Annotated in this window: 12 protein-coding genes and 1 pseudogene; 9 read left to right on the top strand and 4 right to left on the bottom strand. The window is 56.8% G+C overall.

Translation table 11 applies throughout. The features are described 5' to 3' along the window. Positions 1-114: 114 nt before the first annotated feature. The 3 genes and pseudogenes from prc to K5R89_RS04920 all read right to left on the bottom strand — a co-directional run bounded on the left by prc (position 115) and on the right by K5R89_RS04920 (position 3,455). Positions 115-2,163, bottom strand: a complete 2,049-nt coding sequence (gene prc, locus K5R89_RS04930) for a carboxy terminal-processing peptidase (RefSeq protein ID WP_032453364.1) — start codon at positions 2,161-2,163, stop codon at positions 115-117. 19 nt (positions 2,164-2,182) lie between these two features. Then, positions 2,183-2,860, bottom strand: coding sequence for an RNA chaperone ProQ (gene proQ / locus K5R89_RS04925; RefSeq protein ID WP_023290227.1), 678 nt, complete (start codon positions 2,858-2,860; stop codon positions 2,183-2,185). Between the two features lie 81 nt (positions 2,861-2,941). Beyond that, positions 2,942-3,455, bottom strand: a pseudogene (locus K5R89_RS04920) (GAF domain-containing protein). Between the two features lie 132 nt (positions 3,456-3,587). On the opposite strand from K5R89_RS04920, the gene yebS reads away from it, so the two are divergent. The 5 genes from yebS to K5R89_RS04895 all read left to right on the top strand — a co-directional run bounded on the left by yebS (position 3,588) and on the right by K5R89_RS04895 (position 9,678). After that, positions 3,588-4,871 carry a membrane integrity lipid transport subunit YebS gene (yebS, locus tag K5R89_RS04915; protein WP_032428915.1) on the top strand — a complete coding sequence of 428 codons (1,284 nt, stop codon included), beginning with the start codon at positions 3,588-3,590 and terminating at the stop codon, positions 4,869-4,871. Continuing rightward, a complete protein-coding gene (locus K5R89_RS04910) occupies positions 4,840-7,473 on the top strand; it encodes a PqiB family protein (protein WP_017900210.1) in 2,634 nt (877 codons plus the stop codon). Before yebS ends, K5R89_RS04910 begins: the two co-directional genes overlap by 32 nt. Positions 7,474-7,602: 129 nt before the next feature. Next, positions 7,603-9,033 (top strand): 16S rRNA (cytosine(1407)-C(5))-methyltransferase RsmF, encoded by a 1,431-nt coding sequence (gene rsmF / locus K5R89_RS04905; protein ID WP_087827143.1) that lies wholly within the window; start codon positions 7,603-7,605, stop codon positions 9,031-9,033. A gap of 116 nt (positions 9,034-9,149) precedes the next feature. Continuing rightward, on the top strand, positions 9,150-9,389 hold the full coding sequence (locus K5R89_RS04900) for a YebV family protein (protein ID WP_002911393.1): 240 nt from the start codon (positions 9,150-9,152) through the stop codon (positions 9,387-9,389). Positions 9,390-9,486: 97 nt separating this feature from the next. Further along, entirely contained in the window at positions 9,487-9,678 is a 192-nt protein-coding gene (locus K5R89_RS04895) for a YebW family protein (protein WP_002911395.1), read from the top strand. Here K5R89_RS04895 and pphA read toward each other — a convergent pair. Beyond that, positions 9,675-10,328 carry a protein-serine/threonine phosphatase gene (gene pphA / locus K5R89_RS04890; protein ID WP_023290232.1) on the bottom strand — a complete coding sequence of 218 codons (654 nt, stop codon included), beginning with the start codon at positions 10,326-10,328 and terminating at the stop codon, positions 9,675-9,677. The genes K5R89_RS04895 and pphA overlap by 4 nt on opposite strands. 156 nt (positions 10,329-10,484) lie before the next feature. Here pphA and K5R89_RS04885 point away from each other — a divergent pair, with 156 nt between their 5' ends. The 4 genes from K5R89_RS04885 to K5R89_RS27350 all read left to right on the top strand — a co-directional run. Next, positions 10,485-11,453 carry a VirK/YbjX family protein gene (locus K5R89_RS04885; protein ID WP_165455260.1) on the top strand — a complete coding sequence of 323 codons (969 nt, stop codon included), beginning with the start codon at positions 10,485-10,487 and terminating at the stop codon, positions 11,451-11,453. 103 nt (positions 11,454-11,556) lie between these two features. Then, positions 11,557-11,700 (top strand): Ecr family regulatory small membrane protein, encoded by a 144-nt coding sequence (locus K5R89_RS04880; RefSeq protein WP_032425946.1) that lies wholly within the window; start codon positions 11,557-11,559, stop codon positions 11,698-11,700. Between the two features lie 595 nt (positions 11,701-12,295). Further along, positions 12,296-12,571 (top strand): hypothetical protein, encoded by a 276-nt coding sequence (locus tag K5R89_RS04875; RefSeq protein WP_142375639.1) that lies wholly within the window; start codon positions 12,296-12,298, stop codon positions 12,569-12,571. 469 nt (positions 12,572-13,040) lie between these two features. Further along, positions 13,041-13,136, top strand: a 96-nt coding sequence (locus tag K5R89_RS27350; protein WP_047353184.1) for a hypothetical protein, incomplete at its 3' end; no start/stop codon positions are given.

Below are 13,136 nucleotides of genomic sequence, written 5' to 3'. Positions count from 1 at the left end.
TTTGTAGCATCTTGCTGACAGCGGCAGAGCAGGTTGACATTTTGTTAGATGAGCTGAATGGCGATGACCAGGCGCATAAAAAAACGGGCACCTCTCAGGGTGCCCGTTGGCGACTTATTGGCTGGCCGGCGGTTCCACCGCCGGGCGCGCTTTTTCGAGATGCGCCAGGTCTACCGCGATATGGACCGTTTCATCAAGATACGGATCCGGCTCCTGGTAATCCTTCGGCAGATCGTCCAGTTTTTTCAGCGGCGGTTTGCCTTCGCGTTTCAGGCGATCGTTAATCCGCGCCAGACGAATCGCATCATCCTCTTCGTTCTCTTTTTCACGCTGCGCGTAGTTCAGAGAGACGATGTTACGTTTGTCCTTCATCGCGTTATAACGGGCAATATCCTTCATGATGTACTGGAACTCAGGATCCTGGGCAATACGCTCGTCGTGGCGCTTGAGCAGTTCCGGTCCAAACGGGGCGAGGTCCCCGGACTTCACGTAGGTGGCCGCGTTGATGCTATCCCACGGCAGCGCGTTGTCTTCATACTGCTCGCCGGTTTCGCGATCTTCATTTCCGGTTGGCATCATGATATCCGGCGTTACGCCTTTGCGCTGAGTACTGCCGCCGTTAATGCGGTAGAACTTCTGGATGGTGTACTGAACGGAACCTAACGCCGGCCAGTCCGGACGCAGCATCTGATCGTAGATACGATTCAACGAGCGATACTGCTGTACGGTACCTTTACCGAAGGTCGGCTCGCCAACGATCAGCGCGCGGCCATAATCCTGCATTGCGGCGGCAAAGATCTCAGACGCTGAGGCGCTAAAGCGGTCAACCAGCACCACCAGCGGCCCTTTGTAATAGACTACGCCATCGTTATCGCTGTCTTCGCGCACCTTGCCATTGTTATCCCGCACCTGCACCACCGGGCCGGACGGAATAAACAGCCCCGAGAGCGATACCGCTTCGGTCAGCGCCCCGCCGCCGTTGCTGCGCAGATCGATAACCACGCTGCTGACGTTCTGTTTTTCCAGCTTCTGCAGCTGCACTTTCACGTCATCGGTCAGGCCGACGTAAAAGCCCGGGATATCCAGCACGCCGACTTTTTCTTTACCGACGGTTTTCACCGACATCTTCACCGCGCGGTCTTCCAGACGGATGCGTTCGCGGGTCAGGGTGACGATACGCGTCTTGGCCCCTTTGCCGGCCGGCAGGATCTCAAGGCGAACCTTGCTGCCCTTCGGCCCTTTAATCAGCGCCACGACGTCATCCAGACGCCAGCCAATGACATCGACCATCGACTTCCCGGTCTGGCCGACGCCGACAATGCGGTCGCCGACGCTGATCGCTTTGCTCTTCGCAGCCGGACCACCCGCCACCAGCGAATTAATGACCGTGTAGTCATCATCCATCTGCAGCACAGCGCCGATCCCTTCGAGTGAGAGACTCATCTCGGTGTTGAACTGCTCGGTATTGCGCGGCGACAGATAGTTGGTGTGCGGGTCGATTTCGCGGGCGAAGGCGGTCATCGCCAGCGAGAAGACATCTTCGCTGTTGGTTTGCGCCAGACGACGGATAGCGAACTTATAGCGACGGGTTAAGGTGTCGCGGATCTCTTTATCGTCTTTCCCCGCCAGCTTCAGGCTTAACTGGTCAAATTTCACCTTGGCGTCCCACAGCTTGTTCAGCTCGGCCTCGTCTTTCGGCCACGGCGCTTTGGAGCGGTCAAGGTTGAAATTATCGTTGCCGGTAAAGTCCATCGGACGTTCCAGCACCTTCAGCGCATACTGATAGCGCTCGAAGCGGCGCTGCTGCGCCAGGTTGTAGAGGTCATAGAAGACGTCCAGTTTCCCGGTGCGCAGTTCGTCGCCGATTTGGTCTTTTTTCGCCGCGAACTTCGCCACATCGCTGGCCAGCAGCACATTATGGCTGTAATCCAGCAGGTTCAGATAACGGTCAAAAATCTTTGCCGAGAAGGCGTTGTCGAGATCGAACTGACGGTAGTGAGAGCGGGTAAAGCGCGATGTCACGCGCTCGCTCACCGTCGCGTGCTGCGGCTCTTCTTTCAGCACTGGGATTTGATCTGCACGGGTTATTTCATCAACAGCGAACGCATGGCCTGCTATTGCCAGCAGGCCCGCAAGCGCGGTGATTTTAAAAAATGTGTTCATGCCTGGCCCGGCCTCCGTTTCAGAACACCAGGTGTTCTGCGCGTACAATCATTGACATACCAGAAGTCAGCTGTACACGAACGCCATCTTTGGTGATTTCCACAACGGTGGCGTCCATTGCGTTATTGCCTGCTTTTACCTTCAGCGCCTGGCCGACGGTCAGAACGGAAACATCCGATACCGGAGTAAGACGCTCTTCACGCGGAGCTTTGGCTGCAACAGGACGCGGTTTACGCTGTTCAGCACCCTCTTTACGACGCGGTTGCTGAGGACGCGGTTTACGCTCGCGGCGAACGCCTTCATCCGGCTGGCCTGCAGCGGCAGCGGCTTCGCGTTTTTTCGCCTGCTGGGCAGCGCGCTGCGCCTGAACGCGAGCTTTCGCTTCTTCCAGCTGCTGACGCGCATGGGCAATGTGCTGCTCTTCCAGTTCGCCGCACGGGTTGCCGTCCAGGTCAACGCGGATAGCGCCGGCTTTTACGCCGTAGAGATAGCGCCAGCTCGAGGTATAGAGACGTAATGCAGCGCGAAGCTGGGTTTTGCTGAGATTCATCTCACCACCCACTCGCTCAACGAGATCCTGAAAAATTCCGATTTTCAGGGGGCGCGCTTCGCCTTCAGCGCTGAAGCACTGAGGGAAACGTTCGGCCAGAAAGGCGATAACTTCTTTACTGCTATTCAACTTAGGTTGATTTTCCATGAAATTTCCTGATTACAACGGACGTAGCCAACAAGCCGCAGGCATGAACAGGCGACATTATAATGACGTCCTCGCTAAATGCTACGTTATCCGTTGATTATCCCACGACACGGGTAAAGATTTTTTGATAATCAGTGGCCGCGATGAGTTTTTCCAGATGCTCGACCAGCGTGCGCAACCCCTGCTCATCTTCAGCAGTGAAGCGGCCGTAAGCCGGACTGTCGATATCCAGCACGCCGATAATCTGGTCGTTCACGCGCAGGGGGAAGACAATTTCCGAATTACTGGCGGCATCGCAGGCGATGTGGCCGTCAAACGCGTGGACGTCCTCGACGCGCTGCACCTGGGCTTGCGCCACCGCCGCGCCGCATACGCCGCGCCCGACCGGGATCCGCACGCAGGCCAGTTTGCCCTGGAACGGCCCCAGCACCAGGGTATCGCCTTCCAGAAGATAGAAACCGGCCCAGTTGACCTCGCCCAGTCGTTCAAACAGCAGCGCGCTGGTATTGGCGATCATCGCCAGGAAACTGGTTTCACCTGCCATTAATGCCTGGAAATCGCGGTTCAAATCCGCGTAAAATTCTGTTTTGCTCATTATATCTTCACTTGGTTGTCTTACTGCCTGATACGTACAGCCTACTAAAATAAGCATTAAATGCGCTTGGGCTCAAGATGAATTCATTCATAGGTTAAGATAGTGGGATACATTCATTCCTGTACGTATTAAATGCCGATAAAAACATCCACCCTTAAGCCTGCGAATAAGATGGTCGTGCATGCCGTGAGCACACCGCTTCCCTATGCGCATTATCAGCGCTGTACGCAGTGTGACATGCTCTTTCGCTTACCGGTGCTTAAACGCAACCAAAGCGCCTGGTGTCCGCGCTGTAACGCAAAGGTGCGCGATGGCCGCGACTGGTCGTTGACCCGTCTGGGCAGCATGGCCCTGGCGATGCTGCTGTTAATGCCCTTTGCCTGGTCCGAACCCCTGCTGCGCCTTCACCTGCTGGGGGTTCGCATTGACGCCAACGTCCTGCATGGAATTTGGCAGATGACCGCGCAGGGCGACCCGCTTACCGCCGCGATGGTGCTGTTTTGCGCGGTGGTCGCCCCGGTGCTGCTGGTGGTTTCGATTAGCTATCTGTGGCTGGGCAACGTGCTGGGGATGAACCTGCGTCCGGTGCTGCTAATGCTCGGTAAGCTCAAGGAGTGGGTCATGCTGGATATCTATCTGGTGGGCATCGGCGTCGCCTCCATCAAGGTGCAGGATTACGCCTTTCTGCAGCCCGGCATCGGCCTCGTGGCATTTATCTCCCTGACGCTGCTGAGCATCCTGACGCTTATCCATATGAACGTCGAAGAGCTGTGGGAGCGATTCTATCCCGAACGGCCGGCGACCCGCGCCGATAACAATCTGCAGGTTTGCACCGGCTGCCACTACACCGGCTACCGCGACGCCCGCGGCCGCTGCCGGCGCTGCCACACGCCGCTTCACCATCGCCGACCGCAGAGCCTGCAGCGCAGCTGGGCGGCGCTGATTGCCTCGCTGATTTTGCTCTTACCGGCCAACCTGCTGCCGATCTCCATCATTTACGTTAACGGCGCGCGCCAGGAAGACACCATCCTCTCCGGGATCATCTCCCTCGCCAGCAGCAATATCGCCATCGCCGGCGTGGTGTTTATCGCCAGTATTTTGGTGCCATTCACCAAAGTTATAGTGTTATTTACCCTGCTGCTCAGCATACAATTCAAATGCGAGCAGGGGCTGCGCACCCGCATCCTGCTGCTGCGGCTGATAACCTGGATTGGCCGCTGGTCGATGCTGGATCTGTTTGTTATCTCACTCACCATGTCGCTAATCAATCGCGATCAGCTCCTCGCCTTTACGATGGGGCCGGCCGCGGTTTACTTCGGTGGCGCGGTAATTTTAACTATTCTTGCAGTTGAATGGCTGGACAGCCGCTTACTTTGGGACGCACATGAGTCAGGAAACGCCCGCTTCGCAGACTGAAGCCAGAATAAAAACCAAACGTCGTATCTCGCCATTCTGGCTGCTGCCGGTCATCGCGCTGCTGATTGCCGCCTGGCTCATCTGGACCAGCTTTGACGACCGTGGATCGACGATCACTATCGATTTCCAGTCTGCTAACGGCATCGTGCCGGGGCGGACGCCTATCCGCTATCAGGGGGTGGAAGTCGGTACCGTCCAGGACATTAGTCTCAGTAAAGACCTGAGTAAAATTGAAGTTTCCGCCAGCATCAAACGCGATATGAAAGAGGCGCTGCGCAAAGATACGCAGTTCTGGCTGGTGACGCCGAAAGCCTCTCTGGCCGGCGTGTCAGGACTGGATGCCCTGGTGGGCGGGAACTACATCGGCATGATGCCGGGCAAGGGCGAACCCGAAGATCACTTCGTTGCCCTCGACACCCAGCCCAAATACCGCATCAACAACGGCGAGCTGATGATCCACCTGCAGGCGCCCGACCTTGGCTCTCTGAGCAGCGGCTCGCTGGTCTACTTCCGTAAGATCCCGGTCGGGCGGGTGTATGACTTCACGCTGAATGACAATAACCAGGGGGTCACCATTGATGTGCTGATCGAGCGCCGGTTTACCAACCTGGTGAAAAAAGGCAGCCGTTTCTGGAACGTCTCCGGGATCAAAGCCGACGTCGGCCTGAGCGGGGCCAAAGTGCAGCTGGAGAACCTTTCCGCGCTGGTGAACGGCGCCATCGCCTTTGACTCCCCTGCCGATTCGCAGGTCGCGTCGCAAAACGATGACTATCATCTGTACGAAGACCTGGCGCACAGTCAGCGCGGGGTGGTGGTGACCCTCGACCTGCCGGACGGCGACGGCCTGAAAGCGGGCTCGACGCCGCTGATGTATCAGGGGCTGGAAGTGGGCCAGTTAAGCAAACTGAATCTTAACCCTGGCGGCAAAGTCACGGGCGAGATGACCGTCGACCCGAGCGTGGTGACCCTGCTGCGGGAGAAAACGCTGATTCAGATGAAGAAGCCGAAGATCTCCCTTGATAACCCCAGCGTCAGCGCCCTGCTCACCGGCAATACCTTTGAGCTGGTGCCCGGCGAAGGCGAACCGCGTAATCACTTCTCCGTCATGCCAGCGGATAAAGCGCTGCTGGAGGAGCCCAATGTCGCCACCGTCACCCTTTCGGCGCCGGAGAGCTACGGGATCGACGGCGGCCAGCCGCTGGTGCTGCACGGGGTGAAAGTTGGCCAGGTGCTGGAGCGCAAGCTGACGGCCAAAGGGGTGACCTTCCAGGTGGCGATTGCCCCGGAATACCGCGATCTGATTCGCGGCGACAGCAAGTTTGTGGTGAACAGTCGTCTGGACGTCAAAGTGGGGCTCGATGGCGTGCAGGTGCTGGGCGCCAGCGCCAGCGAATGGGTGAACGGCGGGATCCGGGTGATCCCGGGTGAAAAAGGCGAAATGCAGAGCAGCTATCCGCTGTATGCCAACCTCGAAAAGGCGCAGGAAAACAGCCTGAGCGAAGTGCCGACCACCACCCTGAGCCTCTCCGCTGAGACGCTGCCTGACGTTCAGGCTGGCTCGGTGGTGCTGTATCGTAAATTCGCCGTCGGCGAGATCATCGCCGTCAAACCGCGCAAAGACGCTTTCGATATCGATCTGCATATCAAGCCGGAGTACCGCTACCTGCTGACCAACAACAGCGTCTTCTGGGCGGAAGGGGGTGCGAAGGTCAAACTTGACGGCAACGGGCTCACCGTTCAGGCCTCGCCGCTGGCCCGCGCCATTAAAGGAGCGATCAGTTTCGATAACCTCAACGGCAGCAGCGCCAACGCGCGGCTGAATAATAAACGCATCCTTTACGCTTCTGAAACGGCGGCGCGCGCCGTGGGCGGCCAGATCACCCTGCATGCGTTTGACGCCGGGAAGATGGCGGCCGGGATGCCGATTCGCTATCTCGGCATTGATATCGGTCAGATCCAGTCCCTGGAGCTGATCACCGCCAAAAACGAGGTGCAGGCGAAAGCCGTGCTTTACCCGGAATACGTCGGCACGTTTGCCCGCGCCGGGACTCGCTTCTCGGTGATCACCCCGCAGATCTCCGCGGCAGGCGTGGAGCATCTCGACACCCTGTTCCAGTCCTATATTAACGTTGAGCCCGGACGCGGCCCGGCGCGTCGCGACTTTGAGATCCAGGATACGACGATCAGCGACTCGCGCTATATCGACGGTCTGAATATCGTGGTGGAAGCGCCGGAGGCCGGATCGCTTGGCATCGGTACGCCGGTGCTGTTCCGCGGTCTGGAAGTCGGGACGGTGACCGGTCTGTCGCTGGGATCGATGTCTGACCGGGTCATGGTTAAGATGCGCATCAGCAAGCGCTACCAGTACCTGGTGCGCAATAACTCGGTGTTCTGGCTGGCCTCAGGTTACAGCCTCGACTTCGGCCTGGTTGGCGGCGTGGTGAAAACCGGGACCTTCAATCAGTTTATCCGCGGCGGGATCGCCTTTGCCACGCCGCCGGGTACGCCGCTGGCGCCGAAGGCCCAGGACGGCAAGCACTTCCTGCTGCTGGAGAGCGAGCCGAAAGAGTGGCGGGAGTGGGGCACCGCCCTGCCGCAGTAATCCTCACCTCCCCTTCTCCCGCCCCGGCAAACGCCGGCGGCGGGCAGACGACAAACCGCACGCCCCGGTGTCCTGCACCGGGGCGTTTGTGCTAAACTGCTCACCCTTTTTTTCTGTGGTGCGCTGCCCGTGGCCGAAAATACTGTCTATTTCCCTGAAGCGTTTCTCGCTCAAATGCGCGCGGCAATGCCGGCGCACCTCTCTTTCGACGACTTTATCGCCGCCTGTCAGCGCCCGCTACGCCGTAGTATTCGCGTCAATACGCTGAAAATTAGCGTCGATGATTTCCTCTCTCTGGTCGCTCCCTATGGCTGGCAGCTGACGCCGGTCCCCTGGTGTGAGGAGGGATTCTGGATCGAGCGGGACGACGATGCGCTGCCGCTGGGCAGCACCGCCGAACACCTCAGCGGGCTGTTCTATATTCAGGAAGCAAGCTCAATGCTGCCGGTCGCCGCCCTGTTCGCCGACAACCCGCTGCCTGAACGGGTCATGGACGTTGCCGCCGCCCCGGGGTCGAAAACCACCCAGATCGCCGCCCGGATGGGCAATGCGGGCGGCATCCTGGCGAATGAGTTCTCCGCCAGCCGGGTGAAAGTGCTGCATGCCAACATCAGCCGCTGCGGCATCAGCAACGTCGCCCTGACCCATTTCGACGGGCGGGTGTTCGGCGCGGCATTGCCCGAAGCCTTCGACGCCATTCTGCTTGATGCCCCCTGCTCCGGCGAAGGGGTGGTACGCAAAGATGCCGACGCGCTGAAAAACTGGTCGCCGGAGAGCAACCTCGACATCGCCGCCACCCAGCGCGAACTTATCGACAGCGCTTTCCATGCCCTGCGCCCTGGCGGGACGCTGGTCTATTCGACCTGCACCCTGAACCGCGAAGAAAATCAGTCAGTCATTCACTGGCTGCTGTCCCGTTACCCGCAGGCGGTAGAGATCCAGCCGCTGGAAGCGCTGTTTCCCGGCGCGGCAGATGCCCTAACCGCGGAGGGATTTCTGCATGTCTTCCCGCAGATCTACGATTGTGAAGGCTTCTTTGTCGCTCGCCTGCGCAAGACTGCGGCGATCGATCCGCTCCCGGCGCCGGGCTATAAGGTCGGCAAGTTCCCGTTTGTGCCGCTGAAGGGCCGGGAAGCCGCAGCGGCGACCGCCGCAGCCCGCGCTGTCGGCCTGGAATGGGACGCGAGCCACACGCTGTGGCAACGAGATAAAGAGCTATGGCTGTTTCCGCAGTCTATGGAGCCTCTGTTTGGTCGGGTGCGGTTTTCGCGCATTGGCGTGCGCCTGGCGGAGCTGCACAATAAGGGTTATCGCTGGCAGCATGAGGCGGTTATTGCCTTTGCCGCGCCGCAGCGCGCCTTCGAGCTGACGCTGGAGGAGGCGGAGGCGTGGTATCGCGGACGCGACGTCTATCCGCAAACCCCGCCAGCGCAGGACGAAACCATTGTGACCTTCCAGGGCGTGCCGCTGGGCCTGGCCAAGCGCATCGGCTCCCGACTGAAGAACAGTTATCCGCGCGAGCTGGTACGCGATGGGAAACTTTTTGCCGGCAAGGTGTGACACCGCGCAAAAAATACGCACTTTTTGACTGGCGGTTTTCCCCCCATTGACTACGCTGAAAAATGACGGCCGCAACTGGTCGTACCACAACTCAGCTGAAAAAATGGGGTGAAGCGATGAGTAAAACCAATGTCCGCATCGGCGCGTTTGAGATAGACGATGCCGAACTGCATGGTGAACATCAGGGTGAGCGAACGTTAAGTATTCCCTGCAAATCCGATCCAGATTTATGTATGCAGCTTGACGCCTGGGATGCCGATACCAGCGTTCCCGCGATTCTCAATGGTGAACATTCCGTCCTCTACCGTAAACATTACGACCGCCAGTCCGATGCCTGGGTCATGCGCCTTGCCTGACACCAATGAACCCGTCGCCTGAGACGGGTTATTTATTTCCCCGTCCCGCCGTCATCCCCTACACTAAAGAGTATGTGCCCCCGGACAAGAGGCCAGGATGTTTGCCTTAGTGTTGTTTATTTGCTATCTGGATGGCGGCTGCGAGGACATTGTGGTTGACGTCTACCGCGAGGAAACGCAGTGCCTGGTGGCGATGGAAGATCAGCGGATCCGCCACGGCGGCTGCTACCCGATAGAAGATTTTATTGACGGCTTCTGGCAACCCGCCAGCGAATACAGTGACTTTTAGCCTGCCGACTGCAGCGCCACCAGGGTCAGCGTGCCGCCGAACACGGCGCCGGTGTCAATATAGTGTTGATTGTCGTAGTCACAACGCGCGCGAAGCGGCGTATGGCCAAACCAGAAATGGTCAGCCCCGGCGATAGCGCCATGACGCCCCGCCAGATGTTCACTCAGACGATGGCGGCTCCACAGGACCCGCTGGGGATCCACCGGCTGCTGCCAGCGATAGACCGGCGCCGGGTAATCGGCATGGGCAATCACATGCCGCGCCTTTGCGCACTCCACTTCAATAATCAACGGCAGCCGCTGACAGCGCGCCAGCAGCCGATCGACGTCAGCCCGCTGCCGCACGTTGCTCCGGGCGTACCAGTCGCCGCCGTTCATCTGCCAGAGCGTCATATCTCCGCTCTCCAGCGCCTCCAGCGCCATCTGCTCATGATTCCCGCGCACGGCCCTGAACCAGCGGCTGCGCAACAGGCCGAGACAGTCAGCGCTTTGCGGCCCGCGATCGATCAGATCGCCAACCGAGATCAGCAGATCGGCCCAGGGATCAAAGCGCAGCCGGCGCAGGCGCTCCATCAGCAGCGCAAAGCAGCCATGCAGATCGCCCATCAGCCAGATATTACGCCAGTCGCTGCCATTAATACGCTGATACATATAATTACCTCTCTGCCGTAATTATAGGTAATTCCAGCTTACAGCCGCTGTTTTTTATTTACACCTCAATCGATTTTAAACAAACGGCAAATATAGTCGGCCAGAGCATTAAGCTTATCAGTGCCTCGCTTTAAAATAGCAGGAAATAACAACGAGGTGTTTATCGTGACAGACAATAGCCTGCATTCATCCAGCGTGCTTACGCCGCGCTCGCATCTCATTGCCGATCTGGTGATGGGCAGATTAACACCCGCACCTATCTGGCGGCAGAAAAATTACCGCTTTAAGTTTCTGCTGCGCACGGCGTTATTTTATAGCCCTACCAAAGCGATGCTGGAGGCGCTGAGCGCTCGTGACGATTTTAACCAGCTGCTGACGGCGCAGGCGACGCTGCCGGGGAAAGTGCACCGTCAATATTTGACGCGCGATCTCAACGCCTGGCAGCGGGCGATGGCGGTCATAAGCCATTATCGCTATGTCGATACCCTGCGCGGGTCGCGGCTGGCGCATGCTATGACCGCGGTGTGCGAGGTCCCGTTGCTGACGCTCAATGGAAAGGATGAACGCCAGTTTACCCTCTCGGCCTCTTCGGCCGGGAAAGCCGAGCGTGAGGGTGAAACCACCCTATGGCTGCGCGACAGCGACCATACCCTGCTGGCCAGCGCGACCTTCAGCGTGACCCGGGAGGGCGACGCCTGGCAGCTGGTCATCGGCGGTTTACAGGGACCGCGACGCCACGTTTCTCATGAGGTGATCAAGCAGGCGACCCGCGCCTGCTACGGTCTGTTCCCGAAGCGCCTGCTGCTGGAGTTTATCTGGCTGCTGGCCGCTCGCAGCCATATCGCGGCGATTTACGGCGTCAGCGATAACGGCCATGTGTTCCGCGCCCTGCGCTATCGCCTGAGCAAGGGGCGCCATTTCCACGCCAGCTATGACGAGTTCTGGCAATCCATCGACGGCAAGCCGGAAAGCCTCTGGCGCTGGCAGCTACCGCTGCGTCTGGACAGAAAACCGCTGGAGAGCATCGCCAGTAAAAAACGGGCCGAATACCGGCGTCGATTCCAGCTGCTGGATCAGCTGGCGGAGCAGGTGGCAATATTGACGCAGCCGCTGCCGGGCATGTAAATTTCGCGACCAGCGAACCCGCCCCGTTACGCAGCGTTTGCTTATTATGTTCTTATTTCGCTACTATCATGGTCCCGCAGGCCATTGGATAGTCGTTAGCATGATGAGTAAAACCGAAATTTTTCTGCTGATTATTCTGGCGGTCGTGCTGCTGGGCAGCATATGGTTTATTTTCAGCGATGAAATTTGGCTTTTACTCTGCTATCTGGAGAGTCAGATATTTCCCACCTTCAGCGTTCCGGAATAATACTGTTTGCCCGAAACTACACCTCTGAATATTATTTCCCGCCACGTAGTGGGGCGCGGACGACTAATCGCATGAATTGCCAAATCAATAAGGTTTTGTTTATTCTATTTATCATACAAATAGGTATACTAGCAGACTTCCGATGTTGGCCCGCCAGTTAACCTGCACGCCGGGCCTGTTTAGGTGCAGGTTTTTTCTTTTCCTCTCCCCTCGCTTACGGTTCCGCCTTCCTCATATCGTTCTTCCGCAGGATGCAATTTGTGTGTAAATGAATTGTGTATGCTAAAAACGGTGTGCTATAACGGGACATCCAGAGGCCAGCGGGTGTTTGACTGACAGGATGTCGCTGGCTCTTGGGAAAGAAGACAGATAAAGATAAAAAGAGACCGAATACGATTCCTGTTTCTGCCAGCACTCATTTATTTTTGTTAAATATCAATCAGTTAATAATAAAAGTGAGCAAAAACCGACCTGAAATAGCTGCAAATACGTGCACTAAATTTCAAATACTTATCACTTTCTTGGGAATCCTAGACCAAAGCCCCGCCCCGCATTAGTAATCGCGGTATCGCCTGAACACCATGTTGTGAAGGTCGTGTACGGTACCAGCCAAAAAACGGACAAAATTTACAAGTCTGAATTTGTGCTGAAGAAAGCAGATGCAAATTTTTCTGACAGCGGTCTTGCGTTTGACACCAAGTTCGACATGAACATGGCTGTCACGATACCGTATGACTCAGAATGGTTCGACTTGGCGCCAGTTCAGCCAGGCCAAAAACCAACAACCAACCCCAAAATGGGTGTCCTACACCTCAGCTACCTCCCTGCTGTAAAAACAGCCATGCAGAACTCGATACATCTCGCTGCATAGTCGAACCCTCCTTAGAAACACTCCTTTAATAACCTATATACCGGCCCCTAAGTGTAGGGGCTGCGTCATCTTTACATCACAGAATCATCGTCAAATTCTATTATTCGCATGTCATTCACCACCATCATAAACATGCAGTAAAGCATTCAATATCTAATAACCCCGAAATAAACACATGATGGGTAAAAAGTTCTTTGTGTACCCTCCCCCTAAAAGAAAAGCCCAGCATTAGCTGGGCTAAAGATAAAATTATACTTTTTTTAATCCAAGAACTTCAATTAGACCAGGATGAATTCGGAACCTAGTAGAGGCATGAGAGAAAGATGCACGGGAATCTCTGTATTTAAACACATATTCTGAACCACCATAGCCACTACCACCCGCCTTATAAAACCCTATGAATGAATAATCATACAACTCTTCTAAAGCCTCAGAAGGGCTTTGTTGAATAAATCGAACTTTTGCTGAGTTGAAGGATCAGATCACGTATCTTCCCGACAACGCAGACCGTTCCGTGGCAAAGCAAAAGTTCAAAATCACCAACTGGCCCACCTACAATAAAGCC

Origin of the sequence: Klebsiella sp. TF21-TM (assembly GCF_019753495.1) — a bacterium.
Lineage (GTDB): Bacteria > Pseudomonadota > Gammaproteobacteria > Enterobacterales > Enterobacteriaceae > Klebsiella > Klebsiella quasipneumoniae.
This window is presented reverse-complemented; position numbering and strand designations above follow the sequence as displayed.